The sequence below is a fragment of the Enterococcus sp. SB12 genome, from assembly GCF_030910025.2.
GTDB classification, from domain to species: Bacteria; Bacillota; Bacilli; order Lactobacillales; family Enterococcaceae; genus Enterococcus_B; species Enterococcus_B faecium.
This window is the reverse complement of sequence record NZ_CP175675.1, coordinates 1,589,908-1,610,484: the sequence shown is the minus strand read 5'-3', so window position 1 is coordinate 1,610,484 and position 20,577 is coordinate 1,589,908. Positions and strand designations below refer to the sequence as shown.

At 37.7% G+C, this 20,577-nt stretch carries 20 protein-coding genes; 18 read left to right on the top strand and 2 right to left on the bottom strand.

Going from position 1 to position 20,577, the window contains the following annotated elements:
- The first annotated feature begins 12 nt into the window (after window positions 1-12).
- From RBL01_RS07930 to RBL01_RS07900, 7 genes are all read left to right on the top strand, one after another.
- Window positions 13-972 (top strand): IS30-like element IS6770 family transposase, encoded by a 960-nt coding sequence (locus RBL01_RS07930; protein WP_410779629.1) that lies wholly within the window; start codon window positions 13-15, stop codon window positions 970-972.
- A 144-nt stretch (window positions 973-1,116) separates the two neighbouring features.
- Window positions 1,117-2,346 (top strand): 30S ribosomal protein S1, encoded by a 1,230-nt coding sequence (rpsA, locus tag RBL01_RS07925; protein ID WP_002327116.1) that lies wholly within the window; start codon window positions 1,117-1,119, stop codon window positions 2,344-2,346.
- 181 nt (window positions 2,347-2,527) lie between these two features.
- Window positions 2,528-3,838, top strand: a complete 1,311-nt coding sequence (gene der / locus RBL01_RS07920) for a ribosome biogenesis GTPase Der (RefSeq protein ID WP_002296982.1) — start codon at window positions 2,528-2,530, stop codon at window positions 3,836-3,838.
- Window positions 3,839-4,080: 242 nt separating this feature from the next.
- Window positions 4,081-4,356 (top strand): HU family DNA-binding protein, encoded by a 276-nt coding sequence (locus RBL01_RS07915; protein ID WP_002290178.1) that lies wholly within the window; start codon window positions 4,081-4,083, stop codon window positions 4,354-4,356.
- A gap of 233 nt (window positions 4,357-4,589) precedes the next feature.
- A complete protein-coding gene (locus tag RBL01_RS07910; RefSeq protein WP_002328593.1) occupies window positions 4,590-5,636 on the top strand; it encodes a hypothetical protein in 1,047 nt (348 codons plus the stop codon).
- Window position 5,637: 1 nt separating this feature from the next.
- On the top strand, window positions 5,638-6,897 hold the full coding sequence (locus RBL01_RS07905) for a tetratricopeptide repeat protein (RefSeq protein WP_002298134.1): 1,260 nt from the start codon (window positions 5,638-5,640) through the stop codon (window positions 6,895-6,897).
- Between the two features lie 5 nt (window positions 6,898-6,902).
- Window positions 6,903-7,484 (top strand): ReoY family proteolytic degradation factor, encoded by a 582-nt coding sequence (locus RBL01_RS07900; protein ID WP_002289878.1) that lies wholly within the window; start codon window positions 6,903-6,905, stop codon window positions 7,482-7,484.
- Window positions 7,485-7,565: 81 nt separating this feature from the next.
- Here the strand turns inward: RBL01_RS07900 and RBL01_RS07895 are convergent, their stop codons facing one another.
- Window positions 7,566-8,441, bottom strand: a complete 876-nt coding sequence (locus RBL01_RS07895; RefSeq protein WP_002319401.1) for a YitT family protein — start codon at window positions 8,439-8,441, stop codon at window positions 7,566-7,568.
- A 147-nt stretch (window positions 8,442-8,588) separates the two neighbouring features.
- Between RBL01_RS07895 and RBL01_RS07890 the strand changes: the two genes are divergently transcribed.
- The 8 genes from RBL01_RS07890 to RBL01_RS07855 all read left to right on the top strand — a co-directional run bounded on the left by RBL01_RS07890 (window position 8,589) and on the right by RBL01_RS07855 (window position 17,116).
- Complete coding sequence (locus RBL01_RS07890; protein WP_002290045.1) at window positions 8,589-8,921, top strand: nucleotide pyrophosphohydrolase; 333 nt, start codon at window positions 8,589-8,591, stop codon at window positions 8,919-8,921.
- Between the two features lie 98 nt (window positions 8,922-9,019).
- Entirely contained in the window at window positions 9,020-10,228 is a 1,209-nt protein-coding gene (locus RBL01_RS07885; protein WP_002319402.1) for a CCA tRNA nucleotidyltransferase, read from the top strand.
- A gap of 153 nt (window positions 10,229-10,381) precedes the next feature.
- A complete protein-coding gene (locus RBL01_RS07880) occupies window positions 10,382-10,837 on the top strand; it encodes a hypothetical protein (RefSeq protein ID WP_002290187.1) in 456 nt (151 codons plus the stop codon).
- Between the two features lie 361 nt (window positions 10,838-11,198).
- Complete coding sequence (locus RBL01_RS07875) at window positions 11,199-11,474, top strand: hypothetical protein (protein ID WP_002290188.1); 276 nt, start codon at window positions 11,199-11,201, stop codon at window positions 11,472-11,474.
- 12 nt (window positions 11,475-11,486) lie between these two features.
- On the top strand, window positions 11,487-13,559 hold the full coding sequence (locus RBL01_RS07870; protein WP_002319403.1) for a cation:proton antiporter: 2,073 nt from the start codon (window positions 11,487-11,489) through the stop codon (window positions 13,557-13,559).
- A 167-nt stretch (window positions 13,560-13,726) separates the two neighbouring features.
- Window positions 13,727-15,610, top strand: a complete 1,884-nt coding sequence (locus tag RBL01_RS07865) for an ABC-F family ATP-binding cassette domain-containing protein (RefSeq protein WP_033581979.1) — start codon at window positions 13,727-13,729, stop codon at window positions 15,608-15,610.
- 11 nt (window positions 15,611-15,621) lie between these two features.
- On the top strand, window positions 15,622-16,569 hold the full coding sequence (locus RBL01_RS07860) for a thymidylate synthase (protein WP_002298126.1): 948 nt from the start codon (window positions 15,622-15,624) through the stop codon (window positions 16,567-16,569).
- A gap of 19 nt (window positions 16,570-16,588) precedes the next feature.
- Window positions 16,589-17,116, top strand: coding sequence for a dihydrofolate reductase (locus RBL01_RS07855; protein ID WP_002298124.1), 528 nt, complete (start codon window positions 16,589-16,591; stop codon window positions 17,114-17,116).
- A 62-nt stretch (window positions 17,117-17,178) separates the two neighbouring features.
- Here RBL01_RS07855 and trhA read toward each other — a convergent pair whose 3' ends face one another.
- A complete protein-coding gene (gene trhA / locus RBL01_RS07850; protein WP_002288393.1) occupies window positions 17,179-17,832 on the bottom strand; it encodes a PAQR family membrane homeostasis protein TrhA in 654 nt (217 codons plus the stop codon).
- Window positions 17,833-17,963: 131 nt separating this feature from the next.
- Here trhA and RBL01_RS07845 point away from each other — a divergent pair, with 131 nt between their 5' ends.
- The 3 genes from RBL01_RS07845 (at window position 17,964) to RBL01_RS07835 (ending at window position 20,576) form a co-directional block, all read left to right on the top strand.
- A complete protein-coding gene (locus RBL01_RS07845; protein WP_002298122.1) occupies window positions 17,964-18,806 on the top strand; it encodes a DegV family protein in 843 nt (280 codons plus the stop codon).
- A gap of 157 nt (window positions 18,807-18,963) precedes the next feature.
- Window positions 18,964-19,860, top strand: coding sequence for an SGNH/GDSL hydrolase family protein (locus RBL01_RS07840; protein WP_002319404.1), 897 nt, complete (start codon window positions 18,964-18,966; stop codon window positions 19,858-19,860).
- A 2-nt stretch (window positions 19,861-19,862) separates the two neighbouring features.
- Entirely contained in the window at window positions 19,863-20,576 is a 714-nt protein-coding gene (locus RBL01_RS07835; RefSeq protein ID WP_002288396.1) for a YpmS family protein, read from the top strand.
- The last annotated feature ends 1 nt before the right edge of the window (window position 20,577 follow it).

The following is a 20,577-nucleotide window of genomic DNA, read 5'->3' as shown; positions in this document are numbered from 1 at the left end:
GTGTAACCATAAATGACCTACAAACATCTTACCATAGAGGAACTGACAATGATAGAATCATATTATCTTCAACATAATAAGCCGGTTGAAATCGCTAACCGAATGGGACGTGCTATACAAACTATTTATAATGTAGTCAATAAGTTCAAGCAAGGCAAGACTGCTCTTGATTATTGGCACCAGTATAAAGAAAATAAGAAAAAATGTGGGAGAAAAGTCATTCAATTACCTGCTCATGAAGTAGATTACATTAAAGAGAAAGTCACTCTTGGTTGGACGCCTGACGTCATTATCGGGCGAAAAGAAAGGCCTGTTTCATGCGGTATGAGAACACTTTATCGTTTATTTTCTAAAGGAATATTTGATATTGACACACTACCGATGAAAGGTAAAAGAAAACCCAATGGCCATCAGGAAAAACGGGGAAAACAACAGTATCAGCGCTCAATCCATGATCGACCTGATAATTATCCTGATTTCAATTCTGAGTTTGGTCACCTTGAAGGTGATACGATCGTTGGCATTCATCATAAAAGTGCCGTCATTACTTTAGTTGAAAGGTTATCTAAAGTCATTATCACGATTAAACCCAACGGCCGTAAGGCATTAGATATTGAAACTGCCCTTAATCAATGGTTTTCTCGCTTCCCTAAAAACTTCTTTAAATCTATTACGTTTGACTGTGGAAAAGAATTTTCTAACTGGAAAGCCATTAGTAACCAACATGATATTGATATATATTTTGCGGACCCTGGAACACCTTCTCAACGCCCATTAAACGAGAATTCTAACGGGATTCTGCGTCGTAATGGACTGCCGAAATCAATGGATTTTAGAGAAGTGAATCAGACATTTATTTCCAGTGTCAGCAATCAACGTAATCATATTCCAAGAAAATCATTGAATTACAGAACACCAATCGAAATATTTTTGAGCTATGTACAAGAAGCATTTTATTCTAGCTTAATTTGACAAATCATAAATTAAGAAAAAAAATGAAAAACAATTGTTTTTTCAAGGAAAACGAACGAAATCGCTTTATTTTTTTTGAATAATCAATTAAACTAAAAACAGTACCGTACTTACGGCAGAATGTTGGTTAGGAGGACAAGTGTTATGACAGAATTTGATCAAAATCAAGAGAACAACCAGTCAATGGAAGACGCAATGAAAAGCGTACAAGAAGTAAAAGTTGGCGATGTTGTTAAGGGCGAAGTTTTAGTCATTGAAGACAAACAAGTGATTGTCGGAATCGAAGGGGCTGGAGTTGAAGGAGTCGTTCCGGCAAAAGAATTATCAACTTTGCCGGTAGAAGATATCAGCGAAGTAGTAAAAGTCGGTGATGTATTAGACTTAGTCGTTATCAGTACGATCGGCAAAGATAAAGAAAACGGCAGCTACCTACTTTCAAAACGCCGTTTAGATGCTAAAAAAGTTTGGGAAGATATCGAAAGAGATTTCCAAGAGGGCAAGGTGATCGAAGCACCTGTTACAAATGTTGTCAAAGGCGGTTTAGTCGTTGACGTCGGTGTACGTGGTTTTGTCCCTGCATCAATGGTGGAAGATCATTTTGTTGCAGACTTTTCAGACTATAAAGGCAAAACATTGAGCTTTAAAATCATCGAAATCGAACCATCAGAAAATCGTTTGATCTTATCGCATAAAACGGTAGTGGAAAACGAAAGAGAAGAAAAGAAAAAAGAAATTCTTTCAACGATTCATGAGGGAGATGTTCTCAGCGGACGTGTCGCACGTCTTACTGATTTTGGCGCATTTGTCGACCTAGGCGGAATTGACGGTCTAGTCCATGTCTCAGAGATTTCACATAGTCATGTAGCAAAACCAAGTGATGTATTGGCTGTCAATGATGATGTAAATGTCAAAGTGTTGTCTATCAATCCTGAACAAGAACGTGTTTCCTTGTCAATCAAAGACACACAGCCTGGACCTTGGTCAGAAATCGATACAAAAGCTCCAGTTGGCACAGTATTAGACGGAACAGTTAAACGTTTGACAAGCTTCGGTGCCTTTGTTGAAGTGTTCCCTGGAGTAGAAGGGCTAGTCCATATCTCTCAAATTTCACATAAACATATTGCGACACCACATGAAGTGCTTCATGAAGGTGACGAAGTGAAAGTGAAAGTATTAGAGATCCATCCAGAAGAACATCGTATTGCATTGAGTATCAAAGCTTTAGAAGAAAAACCAGCTTCAGAAGAAGAACCAAAAAATGTTGAGTCTTATGAATTACCAGAAGAAAATACTGGATTTACTATGGGAGACATTTTAGGTGATGCGTTGAAAGAAGAAGTAGAAGAAAAAGCAACCGATGATTCTGAAAAATAATTGATTTTGTATCTGTGACTGAGATGAAAGCAGCTGCTTTTGTCTCAGTTTTTCTTTTGAAAAGCGATTAGTATTTCAATAAGGAATAAAAATACTTCGTTTAATTGACAATCTATGCTTGAAAGTTGGCAATGCATTCGTTAAACTAAGTGAGATTGGAAACTTGTGAGGAGGAAATAATATGGCAAATCCAACAATTGCAATCGTTGGCCGCCCGAACGTCGGTAAGTCTACGATTTTTAACCGCATCGCTGGTGAGCGTATCTCGATTGTCGAAGATACTCCTGGAGTAACTCGTGATCGTATTTATGCAAAAGGTGAATGGTTAGGTCGAGAATTCAGCGTGATCGACACAGGCGGAATTGATCTTGGCGATGAACCTTTTATGGATCAGATCAAGCATCAAGCAGAAATCGCGATTGAAGAAGCAGATGTAATCATTTGTGTAGTCAGCGGACGCGAAGGCGTGACAGACGCAGATGAGATGGTTGCGAAAATTTTATACAGAAGTAATAAACCAGTGATTTTAGCAGTCAATAAAGTAGATAATCCAGAAATGAGAAACGATATCTATGAATTTTATTCCTTAGGGCTAGGCGATCCTTATCCTGTTTCAGGAAGCCATGGACTAGGGATTGGTGATATTTTAGATGAAGCAGTGAAGTATTTCTCTGAAGAGACTGAAGAAGAGGACGACGACACGATTAAGTTTAGTTTGATTGGTCGCCCAAATGTTGGTAAATCCTCTTTGATCAATGCGATTTTAGGAGAAGAACGTGTAATTGTTTCGGATATTGAAGGAACGACCCGAGACGCAATCGACACCCACTTCGTTTCTGAAAGTGGTCAGAAATTCTTAATGATCGATACAGCTGGTATGCGTAAACGCGGAAAAGTATACGAAAATACTGAAAAATACAGCGTGATGCGTGCAATGCGTGCCATTGACCGTTCTGATATCGTTTTGATGGTACTGAATGCTGAAGAAGGGATTCGGGAACAAGACAAGCGAGTAGCGGGTTACGCCCATGAAGCTGGTCGTGGAATTATTATCGTCGTGAATAAATGGGATCTTGTAAAGAAAGAAACCAATACAATGCGTGATTTCGAACAAGAGATTCGTGATGAATTCCGGTATCTTGATTACGCTCCAATCGTTTTTGTTTCTGCAGTGACTAAACAACGGTTGGAACGTCTGCCTGAAATGATCGAACAAGTAAGTATGAACCAAAATCTTCGTATCTCTTCGGCTGTGTTGAATGATATCATTATGGATGCTGTAGCAATCAATCCAACACCAACAGATAAAGGAAAACGCCTGAAGATTTTTTATGCTACACAAGTCGCTGTCAAACCACCTACATTTGTCGTTTTTGTCAATGAAGAGGAATTGATGCATTTTTCTTATGAACGTTTCTTAGAAAATCAAATCAGAAAAGCATTTACTTTTGAAGGGACATCCATCCGAATTATCCCTCGTAGGAGAAAATAGGCATTTTACCATATCGACGTTTTTTTTTCAAAAGAAAAAGACAGTTTCGTTTGTTACGTTTCTATGACTAAAAAAAGCATGTGAAAATTGGTAAAAACCTTGCTATTAAGCGGTTCATATGATATCGTGATAACAGAATATTGAAGTTAATCAATATTTCTTTTTAAACTTCTGGACCACTCAGAAAGTTTTAACTAAATGATATTTCTATCATATCTCTTGTGGAGGAGGTGAATCTATCCATGGCAAACAAAGCAGAATTAATCGAAAAAGTTGCTTCAGCTACTGATTTAACTAAAAAAGATGCAACTGCAGCAGTAGATGCTGTATTTTCAACTATTCAAGATGCTTTAGCTAACGGCGAAAAAGTTCAATTAATCGGTTTTGGTAACTTTGAAGTTCGCGAACGCGCAGCTCGCAAAGGTCGCAACCCACAAACTGGTGAAGAAATCGAAATTCCAGCTAGCAAAGTACCTGCATTCAAACCAGGTAAAGCATTAAAAGACGCTGTTAAATAAGACAGTTGAAAAAGCGCTTGTGGCTCTAGGGCTACAAGTGCTTTTCTTTTTATTTCCTAGCAGAAAAGGAATAAATAAGAGACAGAGATTTCGAATCCGTATGTCATACATAGAAAACACATGTATTTTATTTAATTTTTATTTATTTCCAAGTTATGAGGTGAGCTTTGCTCTTATCTTTTCTAGAATTTGCTTACTAATGGTAAAATAAAATAAGAAGAGGAGGGATGCGTATGGAACTTGATTATCAAGTAGAAGATGCGTTGACGAAAGTGTTTTACGGGGAAACGCTAGTCAGCCAGCTAAGAGAACTTTCCATTGATCAGCCAATCTTATTTTTAACGAATCAGCGCTATTATGATTTGTTTGCAGATAAGATCAACCCGTTATTTGCAAATCAAGCAAACAATGACTGGTATATTTGTGCCAACACTCAATGCAATCATTTAACAGAATTAAAGAACCTGCTTGATTTCGTCAAACGCTATCCCGAAAATCAATCCATGTTTATCATCGGATTTGGAAATGAAGGGATCATGGATCTGGCAGGTTTTTTTCAAAAACATACAACCCTTGATTCATCACTATGGATGATCCCTGTATCGATCCGTTCTCTAAGCCGAACATTAACACCGCAGCGGACGATTTTGCAGCTACCAAATCGTGTAGTGCTGCAAACCATCAATCTGCCAGAACGCATCGTTTATGATCAAACAATCAGCGAGCGGCAAGTGGACGGAAAGCAGATTGACTTTTTGACTTTTATCTGTTGCGGAATGATTTGTGATCATCGTTTTTTGCAAAATCTGTATAAAAACTATCCAAATAAAAAGCAATTAACGACTCGGCCGTTTGCCGGGATGATCGAAGAAATGATCTATTTTTATCAATTAGAGGCAGAAAACCTGTCAAATTATGGTAAACTGTTTGAACAAGCTTTTTATCTGACCGAAAATGGCCATCTACTTTCTGCTAGTATGAAAAAATTTTTAGGAATGATGTTTCATTTCGTGTGGAATCTCCAAGCATATCCTTTTGATTTCCAACTAAAAAACTTTTTTGTGTGGCTGGACTTGCTTGGCTATCCAATCCACTGGCTGGAACAGATTTCAAAGATGGAGTATTTGGAAAAAGTTCTTTTTTTGGCAGAAAAAAGCAAAAAAATACTTGTTTTAGAAAAAATAGGTATAATAGACGGATACCAACGTCCAAACGAAAAAGAATTATTGAGAACAATGACGGTATTTCAACAAATCGTCAGTGAGATAAGAGGGAATTGAAATGAATACAAATAGCGAAAAAATGTTGCAAGCTTTATCAGATGAAGACTTGTCACAAGCACAAATCTTTTTAGAAAAAGCATTAAAAGAAGACCCAGCAGATATATTAGCTGAACTAGGCGAAGAATTGCTGGCTATTGGCTTTTTGATCGAAGCAAAACAGATTTTTGAACAACTGATCAACCAATACCCAGAAAATGACGGACTGAACATCCCGTTAGCAGAAATTGCAATCGAAGATAATGAGATCGACTTAGCTTTTGAATACCTGGAAAAAGTGGATAAGCAAAGTGATTACTATCCGCAAAGCTTATTGGCGATAGCTGATTTGTACCAAGTTATCGGAATCCCTGAAGTGAGTGAAGCAAAATTGAAAGAAGCAGCTGGGTTGCTTCCTGATGAACCATTGATCCAGTTTGCGCTAGCTGAATTGTATTTTTCAGTTGATCGTTTCAAAGAGGCAGCAGTGGTTTATGAAACATTGTTGGCAAGCGGGATAAATGAAATTTCAGGAATCTCGATGCAGGAACGTTTAGGACAATCCTTAAGTATGCAAGGAGAATTCGAAGCAGCTATCGCACCTTTAGAAGAAGCACTGAAAGAAGAAAGGACAGATGATCGACTGTTCCAGCTAGCTTTTACGAATCTTCAATTGAAAGAAAATCAGCAGGCAATCAACTATCTGGAAGAACTTCGAGAAGTTAATCCGCATTATCAATCGTTATATCTATATCTAGGACAAGCTCTTCAAGAAGAAGAAATGATTGAAGAAGCACAAACAGTGTTAGAAGAAGGAATCAAAGAAAATCCTTACCAAGTCGAACTTTATCACCTGGCCTCGGAAAATGCTTTCCGTCTGCATGATAGACAGCGAGCAGAAGAACTTTTACTGAAAGCTTTAGAAGTAGGAGACAAACAAGATGAAACATTACTTACTTTAAGCAATCTTTACTTGGATGATGAAAGATATGAAGATGTGATACAAGTGATCAATCAGATGGAAGAAACTGCTAATCCTTATGCAGAATGGAACCTAGCCCATGCTTATAATGAATTAGAAGACTTTACCGTTGCAGCTGTACACTATGAACAGGCTTATCATGAACTATCACATGAACCAGATTTCTTGAAAGAGTATGCCTTTTTCTTAAGAGAAGAAGGGCAGCTGAAAAGAGCGCAAGAATTATTGACTTATTATTTAACACTTGAACCAGGAGATATGGAGGCACTGTCATTATTAGATGACCTAACAGAGAGGTGAGAAAAATGCTAATTGATGTACGGGAAAAGAAGAATTTTTTAACGTGGATGGTCAATCATGTATCTTTTAGCCGAAGAGAAGTTTTTTGGATCTTGAATTATCTTGCCAATCATGAAGCGATTTTAAGCAATGTCCACTTTGTTGAAGGGGCGAATTTTGCGGATCGAGGACTGCAGATCAGTGATCTATCTGTTGAAGGGGAACCCATGAAATTGTTTTTGCAGGGAAAAGAATTTACGGACACAGACCAGATTTTTCATGAAATCCGTTTGAATTGGAAAAAGCCTTTATATGTGGAATGTATATTCGAAAATGCTTGGCAGACAAGAGAATATCTATCTATCTTAGAAGACAATCCATTTTCTTCTTGGGATTCTTCAGTCAGTGAAGAAGATACTGAATTAATCGAACGATATTTTCAAGAAAAAGAAGAAGAGGCAAAACTAAAAATGCTTTATGCTCAAATCGATCAAGCACTAGAAGATGGAGATAGGGATGCTTTTTTGAAATTATCTGATGAAGTTAACCGAAAGATCCTTTTGCAGACACAAAAGAAAAGTAACCGGGTAAGTGAACATAACAATTAGTTAAAAATAGTATAGTACTAAAAAAGACAAAGGTCAGCTGGATGTGGAATCTTTCCTCATAGCCAATCTTTGTCTTTTTTCTTATAGTTTTTTCAGTAATCTTGTCTGTGGCTTCAAATAAGTAAAGCCTTGCCCTTCCACTTCATGCACATTGATGATTGAAAGGAAAGCTTTTTCGTCAATCTCATGGACGATCCTCTTAGCTTCAGTTAATTCACTAGAGCTAACGACCATATAGATGATTTTTTTTGAATTACCAGAGAATGCGCCTTCTCCAGAAAGGAAAGTCACACCTCTTTGCAGACCGGTCATCAGTAGTGGTGCAATCTCTTCGCTTTTGTTGGAGACGACAAGTAGACCTTTTGCAGAATATCCGCCATCTAAGATCGAATCAATCACACGACTGAAAACATACGAAACAATCAACGTATACATCATAAGTTTCAAGTCGATATAGGTTAATGAAGCAAGTAAGACGATGATATCAAATGCCAATAGGGAACGCCCCATAGTGATGCCGTAATTTTGTTCTAAAATCCGAGCGATAATATCACTGCCGCCTGTTGTTCCACCCATGCGGTAGACGATCCCGCTTCCTACACCTGCAACTAAACCCGCAAGTAGAGAAACGATCAGTAGATCATGCTGTAAATTGATTTCTAGTGGAACCCTTTGCCAGATCCATAAAAAGAATGACAAAGAAAGTGTACCTAGAACAGTATAGGCCAAGGAACGTTTACCCAGGATCTTTCCTCCTAGTAAAATCAATGGGATGTTGATTAATAAAGTCGTATAAGCTGGATCAATACCAAATAAAACTCTTAAGATCAAGGTGATCCCTGAGACTCCCCCTTCTGCTAAATGATTAGCGATGTTCAAGTAAACAAGACCAAATGCATAAATACTTGTTCCTATAATGATAAAAAGAACTTCTTTTACTGTTTTTCGTTTGACCATATGAATTCCAGCTTTCAATTATGTATTTTCACAGAATTTCCATTTAGAAATTCCTTCCTAAATGTAGCATGGAAATTCGATTTTCTCAATTGCTCTTATCTAGGATTTGCGTTAAAGTTTTGGTAAGATAGTTTTGGAGGGGAAAAGATGGATAAAAAGCGTTCTTTATACAGTATGCAGCAGGAAGTGGATGAATATATCCAGCAATTCAAGGTGGGGTATTTCTCTCCATTAGCTCAGATGGCTCGATTAACTGAAGAAGTAGGTGAATTGGCAAGAGAAGTCAACCACACTTATGGAGAAAAAAGCAAAAAGGCTTCTGAACCAGTTAACTCGGTAGCAGAAGAACTTGGTGATGTTTTATTCGTTACGATGATCATGGCTAATTCATTGAATATCGACTTAACTGAAGTTTTTGAAAAAAACATGGAAAAATTCAATCAAAGAGACCATAATCGCTTTGAGCGTAAGGACGAGTAAGTCCTGGCCTTGAAGACTCTGAAACGGACTTGTCAAACAGTCACCATGCAACTGAGTCTTTATCTCAGTACAAGAAACACGCAGGAAAGGTTGGAAAAATGAAATTAAAACAATTACCTCTGGAATACCAAAAGGCAATTCCAGTTCTGAAAAAATTAGAGAATGCAGGATATGAAGCTTATTTTGTAGGTGGAAGTGTTCGTGATATCTTGCTGAACCAGCCAATCCATGATGTGGATATCGCAACAAGCGCATTTCCAGAAGAAATCAAACAGCTTTTTCCAAAAACGATAGATATTGGGATCGAACATGGAACTGTGTTGGTATTAGAAAATGATGAACAATATGAGATCACCACATTTCGGACGGAATCAACTTATCAGGACTACCGCAGACCAGATCATGTCGAATTCGTTCGTTCGTTGGCAGAAGATTTGAAAAGAAGAGATTTTACGATCAATGCGTTTGCTTTGAAAGAAGATGGAGAAATCATCGATTTGTTCGATGGTCTGCAAGATCTAGAAGAACAGATCTTGCGAGCTGTAGGCAATCCTCATGAGCGGTTCCATGAAGATGCCTTACGAATGATGCGCGGGTTGCGTTTTGTCAGTCAACTAGGGTTCAAATTAGAGGAAGAAACCTTCTACGCCATCAAAGAAAACCACGAGCTATTAGGTAAAATATCTGTAGAACGTATAAATGTGGAATTCATCAAGATGCTCTTGGGAAATGAACGAGCCGCGGGAATCCATGCATTTATTGAAACAGAGTGCTACATTTGCTGTCCCGGTTTGAAAGAAGAAGGCGAAGCACTTTTACGTTTTGCTGAATTACCATCCGTCACATTGAAAGAAGAGAGCCAAGCATGGACATTATTGATCAGCCAACTGGATTTAAAAGAAAATGAGATTCGTTCCTTTTTGAAATCGTGGAAGTGTTCTAACCAAATGATTAAAGACGTTCAAGCACTTGTCCAAGGACTACGACAACGAGAAACTGGAGCTTTGGAACCATTCGAATTGTACTTCTTAGGCAAAAAACATGCACTGCAAGTAGAAGAATTGATGATCTATTTTGACGAAACACCTCAGATGGATGCCGTAGGAGAATCCTATGATCGTTTACCTATCAAGTCATTAAGCGAATTAGCAGTAGATGGTAAAATCTTGCTAGAAGAAACTGGAAAAAAACCTGGTAAGTGGGTTAGTGAAGCTTTGCAATTAGCTGAAAAAGCCGTCGTAGAACAAAGAATAAAAAATGATAAAAAACAGGTTTTGGATTTTTTATCGAAAGAAAAATTGATTTAAAAAACACTAGACTGTATCTGCTCAGCTTTGTTGGCTACTTAAAGTGGGCAGATACGTCATTAGAAGAAAAAACATAAGATGTGACCACTTACATAAATTTGTGCTAAACTGAGGTAGTACAAGAATAAATTACATCATAAAGGAGTCTTTTTAATGAGTAAAGAAATGACAGCGCTAAAATTTTATTTTAGAAATGGAGAAACCTGGACGATCAACCGCCGTCATATCGGCGATCTTTGGATTAAACAAATCACAACAAGTTTTGGACGAATCAATGGCAGTGAATTTGTTGAAATCCATCCGTGTGCTGGATTTAAAATCGAAATCTTCCATGAAGGGGACGCAGTTGCGACACATGATATCAACCTAGGCGGACTGGAAATGGGCATGTTTAATCGCGCATTGAAATACGAAGATATCGAGCGAATGGAAATCCTTTACCGAAATGGCACACCTGATCTTGTGTACTTCCCATATCTAGATAAAGGAACAGAAGGATTAGACAATCAATATCAATCAACAAAAATCAGCGAAAAAACAGGTAACTTGTATATCGTGATCAATCCAGATCAACGTGTAGAAGATGTATACGGGGAATTTTTCGAATAAATCGATTTTTACGCAAAAATGAGGCTGTGAAAGAGATGTGTCTTATTACTACTGATAGGCTGTCTCTTGCACACCGTTTATTCAGAATAAGGGACTGTGACAAGATTTTTGTCGCAGCCCCATTTTTTTGTTGTGATAAAAGAACAAGAAAGGCAGGAATGGAAAAGTAAACATCCTTTTGTCAGAAACTTTTATCTTTCTTAAGTTTTACTTGATATCTGATACTATTTGGAATAGAATGAGGCGTTGAAAAATTTATGGAAATTTCTAACTAGCAATAAACGATGAAACAATGAAATATTTTTCATCCAAAAAGAACTTTGCTATAATGATGGAAGTTTGTGTATAGGAGATCTGGAAAATGAGAGAGAGTTTTGAACAACAAAAAAAACTGTTGCATGATCGCTATGGCGCCCTTTCGATGGATGACCGCCGTCAAATACTTTGTAAGTTGCGTAAAAGAAATATATTGATGTATCGTCAGTTGGAACGTCTGAAACATGATCTGCTTCGTTTGGAGTCAAAACGTGTACAGTGTGAATTAGAGGGAAACCAAACACAGGTTGAAGTAGTCGAAACCAAAATCTTAAAGAAAAAAGAACAATTTTTAAAAATGCTTACACAAAATAAAAAATAAAGGGGATGGACGATGGAATTTGCTGAGTTAGTTATTGTATTTGCAGTAACGATCACCTTATCGAACATAGCTAGCCGCATTTTGCCAATGATTCCAGCTCCACTGATCCAAATTTTCCTTGGAGTGGTATTAGGTCTGACAGAGTGGGGACAATCAATCGATTTTGAACCTGAATTGTTCTTAGTTATGATTATTGCACCATTGTTATTTAGAGAAGGAGAAAAAGCAGATATTTCTTCGATTCTCAAAAATTTCGGGACAATTTTGTTTTTGGCATTTGGAGGAGTCATTTTGACCCTTGTCGGGGTAGGTGCGACATTATCATTCCTGTTGCCAAGTGTCCCACTTGCTGCCTGCTTTGCTTTTGGAGCAGCGTTAGGTCCGACAGATGCGGTAGCAGTCAGTTCTCTTTCTGGACGAGTGAATATCCCTAAAAAGGCGATGCATATTTTGGAAGGAGAAGGTCTTTTGAATGATGCATCAGGTGTTACTGCCTTCCAGTTTGCTCTTGGTGCGCTGATCACCGGATCTTTTTCAGCAGTAAACGCGGGGATGAGTCTAGTAGTTTCTAGTATTGGGGGAGCTTTGATCGGCTTTTTGCTTGTCTGGTTCAAACAAAAAATAATTCATTTGATCGAAAAAGCATCAGCACAAGATGTCACAGGGTATCTGCTGATCGAACTTTTGCTTCCTTTTCTAGCCTATGTATTGGCAGAGGCATTTGATGTATCTGGAATCATTGCTGCAGTGGCAGCAGGTATTCTCCAAGCTTCTGGTTTTAGGAAAATCTCTGTGTTTGATGCAGAATTGTCGAGCTTGTCCCACAGTACATGGACAACTATTGCTTTTACGCTGAATGCATTAGTATTTATATTTTTAGGAATCGAATTGACGCAAGTGTTCTCGCCAGTATGGGGAGACGGTTTATATCCAAACGGTCTTTTATTAGCGATTATCGTATTGATCTCTGTCATGCTTTTTGTGATCAGATTCATTTCTATCAGTCTTTTTTATGTATTCAAAGATGGCAGCAAAAAGTTCAAAAAACAGTTGAACGAGATCTTGATCTTAACATTTGGCGGTGTAAAGGGAACAGTCAGTTTGGCTACGATTTTTATTTTGCCATTTTCAATCAATAATATGATGTTTTACCAGCGGTCTTTGCTTTTGTTCCTGACGGCGGGTGTTATCTTAGTGACTTTGGTCATAGGGATCATTGTCTTGCCTATGCTGACGGAAACAGAGGAAGCGAAAAGCACGGATTTGAATGCTTTGATGATTTTAGAAGAGGTCGTTGAAGTTTTGCGAAAAGAAATAAAGGAAATTGATCGTAATACAAAAGAATTTTTAGCCACTGAAGCAGTGATAGAAAATTATCAAGAACGGATACGTGATCTGTACTTGGAAGATTTAACCGATGATGAAAAGCAAGAAGTACAAGAAATACAAGCACTGATTTTGTCGATCGAACGGGATGGATTGGATGAAAGTTATCGTTCGGGCAAGCTTTCTTCTAATGGTTATCGTTTTTACTCCCGTTTTCTTTCTCGATTCGAACATTCTATCACAAGCCAGATTTTGTCTTTTATCGGCTTTTGGTTCATTGTTGTCCGTAGGTTAATGCGAATCGTTCTCCATCCGAAAATGTTTTGGCAAAGAAGATATGCTGATCGTCAGACATTTATTAGTGATGAAGATATCCAAGAAATCAGAGAGACATATCAAAAAAATACTCAGTTGATTATTGAAAGTTTAGATAACTTGACTGATATTTATGATGAAACGATGGTTCAATTTTTTATCCAGCAACGCAAACTTGAAGGAATAAAAATGAACTCGGGGAATTTGATTTCTTCGTGGATGATCCAGCAAGATAGTCTGTTTACGAAAAAAATGCTAAGAGGTTATTATCTTGAAAGAAAAATCATTGATGAATATGAAGTTGCTGAGAAAATCACGACGTTTTCTGCGAACAGCTATCGCAGGAATATCAATTTGTTAGAATCTTATACGATGAACAAACCATCTGATAACTTTTCTTTCCGATTTGCTTTTCGAGCAAAGTCAAAAAAACGAGTCCATTAAAATAAAAAGGTAAAAATTTTCAAGTTTTATAAAAAACAAAACATATCAGAACAGGATCGAATCGGTCCTGTTCTTTTTTTGAGAACACAAAAAGAACAAATACCAAAAAAATTTTCCTGAAGTTCACTATTTTTATGATACAATATCCAAGATAAGGAGGGAACATGTTGAAAGAATTAAAAGTAACTGACCTCAAAAAAACTTATGGTGAAAAAGATTTGTTTGACCAGATTTCTTTTTTGGTCCACGAAAAAGACCGTATCGGGTTGATTGGGACGAACGGGACGGGTAAAACAAGTCTCTTAAATATTATTGCCGGTATCGATAGCGGCGACGGTGATCGGCAAACAGTGTTTTATCCAACTGATTACCGTATTGGTTATCTTTCTCAAGCAGCTGAATTTTCCGATGAATTAACTGTTCTCCAAGCAGTCTTTCAAGGAAACAGCCCCTTGATCCAAACTGTTCGAGCATATGAGGAAGCATTGATCGAACTAGGGGAAAACGGAGAAGACCCTGATGTGCAAAAACGTTATGCTAAAGCAGAAGAACAAATGAATAAAGAAGATGCTTGGACTACAGATACCAACGCAAAGATTATTTTGCAAAAATTAGGAATCAGTGAATTAGATAAAAAAATCAGTACTTTATCAGGTGGTCAGAAAAAACGAGTTAGTCTGGCGCAAGTGTTGATTGATGAACCCGATTTACTATTACTAGACGAACCAACAAACCATTTAGATTATGAAGCGATCGAGTGGTTGGAAAACTATTTGAAACAATACCGTGGCGCCCTATTGATGGTTACCCACGATCGTTATTTTCTAGATAGAGTAGCAAACCGAATCTTCGAACTTTCATTTGGAAAATTATACGAGTACAAAGGAAATTATGAAGCTTACGTCTTAGAAAAAGCAGAACGTGATCGTGTAGAAGTAGAACAAGAAGAAAAGCGCAAGCGGCTTTATAAACAGGAATTAGCTTGGATGAGGGCTGGCGTACAGGCACGTGGCACCAAGCAGCAAGCACGGATCAACCGTTTCGAAGATCTAAAGGAGAACTTGTACCAAGTAAATCAAGAAGATGATTTAGAGCTGAACCTAGCGACACAACGTTTAGGGAAAAAAGTACTGGAAATCAAAGATGGCAGTTACCGTATAAATGACCAAACACTGCTAGAACATTTAGATTTACTGATTCAATCTCGGGAAAGACTAGGTATTACTGGTAAAAATGGTGCGGGAAAATCGACATTGCTTAATATTCTAGCTGGCAGAATTCCCCTGGATAGCGGTACAATGTCTATCGGTGAAACGGTTCATCTTGCGTATTATACACAAGAAAATGAAGAAATGGCACCAGATAAACGGATGATTGCTTACTTACAAGAAGCTGCTGAAGAAGCAAAAACAGCAGATGGCAGTCAAATCGGAGTAGCAGAATTACTTGAACGATTTTTATTTCCAAGATTTATGCATGGGACACTGATAGGCAAACTTTCAGGCGGAGAAAAACGCCGGTTATTTTTGTTGAAACTGCTGATCCAGCAACCTAATGTTTTATTATTGGATGAACCGACCAATGATTTGGACATAGCAACATTGACGATTTTGGAAGATTATTTTAGAAGTTTTCCAGGTGCTGTGATCACTGTTTCCCATGACCGTTATTTCTTGGACAAGGTAGCAGATAAGTTATTAGTATTCCAAGGAAACGGAAAACAAGAACTTTATTACGGAAACATGTCCAGTTATTTACTGAAGCAAAAAGAGACCCAGCAGCCTGCTGAAAAAGCGAAACCAAAAATACAGAGCAAGGAACCTGCTGAAAAGAAGAAATTATCTTACATGGAACAAAAAGAATGGGAAACGATTGAAGATGAGATTGCAGAACTTGAAGAAAAAATCTCATTGCTCCAAGAAGAGATGAATCATCAAGGAGATAATTTCACTCGATTACAAGAATTGCAAAACGACGTATCTGAAACAGAAGCACAACTTGAAGAAAAAATGGCACGGTGGGAATACTTGAGTGAATGGGTAGAAGATTAGGAGGAAAAAGGATGGAACAAGCGTATCTTGACTTAGGAAGAAAATTGTTGGAAGAAGGGCATCGTAAAGAAGACAGAACAGGCACAGGCACATTAAGCTTATTCGGATACCAAATGCGGTTTGATCTGCAAAAAGGGTTTCCTTTGTTAACAACGAAACGAGTACCTTTTGGATTGATCAAAAGTGAATTGCTTTGGTTTTTAAAAGGAGATACGAATATCCGCTATCTATTACAAAATAAAAACCATATTTGGGATGAATGGGCATTTGAACGCTACATCAAAAGTCCAGACTATAATGGACCAGATATGACTGATTTTGGCCATAGATGTTTGACAGATCCTGAATTCAATGAAGAATATAAAAAGCAGAGCAAGCTTTTTTGCGAGAAGATCCTAACCGATGATTCCTTTGCTGAAACATACGGCGATCTTGGACACATCTACGGCTATCAATGGCGACACTGGGAAACAAAAGACGGTGGCTTTATCGATCAAATCAAAGAAGTGATCGAAGCAATCAAAAAGACGCCTGATTCTAGAAGATTGATCGTTTCTGCATGGAATCCGGAAGATGTTCCTAGCATGGCTTTGCCTCCTTGTCATACGATGTTTCAATTTTATGTTCAAGAGGGACGGCTAAGCTGCCAATTGTATCAACGCAGTGGGGATGTGTTTCTAGGCGTTCCGTTCAACATTGCAAGTTATGCGTTGCTGACTCACCTAATTGCACATGAAACAGGTTTAGCGGTTGGCGAATTTGTTCACACATTAGGAGACGCTCATCTTTATATCAATCATATCGAACAAATGAAAGAACAATTGAGCCGAGAAATACGCGCATTTCCGACTTTAGTTTTGAATCAGGAAAAGCAGTCAGTATTTGATTTTGAGATGGAAGATATCCAATTAGAAGGATATGACCCACATCCGGCGATCAAAGCTCCTATCGCTGTTTAGAATCAGAAAGGATGAGAAAATGTTAGCTGCAATTTGGGCACAGGATGAAAACGGATTGATTGGAAAAGAAGACCGTCTTCCTTGGCGTTTGCCAAATGATCTGAAATTCTTCAAACAAATGACAGAAGCAAATACACTAGTGATGGGACGAAAAACTTTCGAAGGGATGGGTAGCCGTCCGTTGCCGAATCGTCAGACGATTGTTTTGACGAGAGATTCTTCCTATAAAGCAGAAGGCGTGCATGTCATGCATAGTGTGGAAGACGTGCTTGCTCTGGAAAAAGAAACAGATGGTATCTTTTTCATCGCTGGAGGGTCAGCTGTTTATCAAGAATTTCTGCCATTTTGTACGATATTATACCGTACAGTCATCCATCATGTATTCGATGGAGATGCTTATTTTCCACCTGTTGACTGGTCTGATTGGTCACTGATCAATACTAGTCAAGGAGAAATAGATGAAAAAAATCGTTATCCGCATCAATTTGAAACGTATCAGCGTAATGAGAATCCTGTAAAAAGCGGGACAGGCGAATTGACGATATAAAAAAGCTATGGATAGACTAGCTGTTATTTAGAGCTGTCCCATCCATAGCTTTATTTTTTTTATTAAGTAAAGAATAAAACAGAGAAGTACATAAAACCTGCACCTAACATAACAAACAAATGCCAAACAACATGCATATAGCGGATAGAATTCAAGCTATAAAAGAATGCGCCTATCGTGTAAGAAAGCCCGCCTGCTACCATCAAAATAACACCAGTCATTCCAAGAGAGTGATAAAGAGGAACAGCAGCCACGACACAGAGCCACCCCATAAAAATATAGATGATCGTAGATACTTTTGATACTCTCTCCCGTTTATGCAACGTCAACGCTTTATATATAATGCCAAGAATCGCAAACAACCAGATTAATACAAATAAAGTCCAACCTAGCCATCCTCGGATACTCAGCAAACAAAAAGGAGTATAACTTCCTGCAATCAAAAGAAAAATCGAACTATGATCGAATACTTGGAACACCTTTTTTGCTTTTGTAAAAATCAATGAATGAAACAAAGTAGACGTTAAAAATAAAAGAATCATCATCGATCCATAGATAGCATAAGAGACAATATGGAGGGAGGAATGCAAGTGGGCACCTTTTACTAAAAGAACCACTAGTCCCGCGATACTCAATCCAGTCCCAATTCCATGGGTGACTGCATTAAACACTTCATTTAATATTTCATACGTTCGATTAAATTTCGTTTTTTCCATGAAAACGGCTCCTTTACTAGGTGTAATTAATGAAAAATCATTATTTGTCTGTTATACTAAAAATAGAAATTGTCTTACATGTAGTTTAACATGAATAAGGCATCTTGTTAAAGAAAGAGAGAGAGAAAATAATGACAAATGTAAAAATCGTAACAGATTCTTCATGTACGATGGAAAAAAATGTACGCGATGCTTTAGGCATTCGTGTCATGCCGCTATCCATCATGATCGACGGAACAGTATATCCCGATGATGACCAACTAGACGGCGAAAGATTTATGGAAATGATGGCGAAAGCAAAAAATCTGCCCAAAACAAGCCAACCACCGATTGGAGAATTCATCTCGATGTATGATGAGCTAGGAGAAGACGGCAGTGAAGTGATTTCGATCCATATGACAAAAGGCTTGAGTGGAACAGTAGAAGCAGCAAGACAAGCCAGTAATCTAACAAAAACGAAAGTAACGGTTATCGACAGTGATACCACTGACCAAGGATTATCTTTTCAGGTAATTCGAGCAGCTGAATTAGCAAAAGAAGGTAAAACAGTAGAGGAAATCCTTGAAGAAGTCAAAAAAGTACAAGACAATACAAAATTATACATCGGAATATCCACACTAGATAACTTGGTAAAAGGTGGAAGAATCAGCCGAACAACTGGTTTGCTGTCTAGTGTTTTGAACATACGCGTGGTGATGAATTTCGCCCATTCTGAATTAATCCCTGTAACTAAGGGGCGAGGAAAGAAAACGTTCGATAAATGGTTTAATAATTTGAAAAATGAACTGAAAGAATTGCCAAATGTGCGACAAATCGGTATTTCACATGCGGATGCAAAAGAATTGGCGCAAGAATTCAAAGAGGGTTTGCAAGAATTATTCCCGGACATGCATATCCCTGTACTGCATACGAATCCGGTTATCGCTACGCATACTGGTAAAGACGCGTTTGCAATCATGTATTATGTAGATTAGTCGAAAAGAGGATAAGCCCTCAGCCTGAAAGGCTTGCAGCTTATTCTCTTTTTCTTTATAAAATTAGGAAAATAATTGTTTTCTTTTTTCATAAAGACTACCTTTTTGATAAAATTTTTGATAACATTAGAACCAATCGAATACAAGAGGTGAAAAAATGAAATTAACGAAACGACATTTGATCCTCGTTTTGTTCCCATTATTAATTGCGATCATCATCTATGCAGGTTTAGCTGCTTCTATACCGAAAGCTGGCCCACTAATGAAACCAGTAACTACTGTGAGAGAAAATCCAAATAAAAAAGAAAAACTTCACTACATAGCTATCGGAGATTCGCTGACTGAAGGAGTAGGAGATCAAACCAAGCAAGGAGGATTCGTTCCCCTTGTCGCAAATGATCTAAAAGACCGTTATAATTTGACCGCGGTTGAAACAGAAAACTATGGTGTAAATGGTGAACGAAGTGACCAGATCTTAAAGCGAGTAAAAACAAAAGAAGAAATTCGAAACAATATCAAAACAGCTGATTTTATCACACTGACTGTTGGCGGTAATGATTTGATGAAAGTTATCCAAAATAATTTATTCGGGTTAACGGTCAATTCCTTTAAAAAGCCACTGAAAAACTATCAGGAAAATGTCACAGAACTATTGGAAGAATTTCGATCCCTCAATAAAACCGCACCTATTTACATTTTAGGCATCTACAATCCATTTTATTTGAACTTTCCTGAGATCACTGACATGCAGACAATTGTTAACAATTGGAACAAAGGAACAGAAACGGTGACGAAAAAAATGCCGAACTGCTACTTTATCCCAATCAATGATTTGCTTTATCAAGGATTGAATCAGGAAGTAGGTGTCACAGAAGAAGGAACAGATCAAACAACCAGCACGACAGAAAATCTAAATGGCATCAAAAATAATGTGCTCTATGAAGAAGATCATTTCCATCCAAATAATTTAGGTTATCAATTGATGGCAAATGCAGTGAGAGATCAGCTGATCGAGACACAAAACCAATGGCTAGAGAAGGAGGATGATCAATAAACATGAAAACAAGATCTGACGTATCTTCAAACAAAACAAAGAAAACAAATTACTGGAAATTCGCCTTCCTTATCCTTCTTGGGGTAGTACTTGGTTCGACCGTATTTTTAGGCAGCCGTATTTTTGCTAATCGGGAACCAGAACTCCCAGAAATACCGGCTCTTACGGAAAGACAAGGAGATCCTGTCTTAACGATCAATTCAAATAAAGAAAAAGTCAATCAAATCATCAGCTTTTTCCTTAGTGAGTATCAAAAAGATAGTGATATTGAATATAAATTTTATTTGGAAAATGAAGCACTACTCAATGGTACTTTCGAAGTACTAGGTTTTCCTATCGATTTCTATTTATATTTTGATCCGTATGTGATGGAAAACGGAAATGTCCAACTAAAAGCTAGAAGTCTTTCTATCGGAACATTGAGTTTGCCAATCAAAGATGTGATGAATATGATCAAGAGAAACTATAAATTACCAGATTGGATCGAAGTCAATACAGATGATCTGACTATCATGCTTAGGTTGGATCAATTCCGAATGCAAAACGGGATGTATATTAAAGCAGATAAAATCGACTTAGTAAATGATGACATTCGGTTTAGTCTATATTTGCCAAAAGATACCTCTGATGCTTCAAATAACTCAAATACCAACAAAACTAGCACCAGCAGTACTGAAAGCAAGACAAAAGAAAATAAAAAATCATCGGATGAGTAGT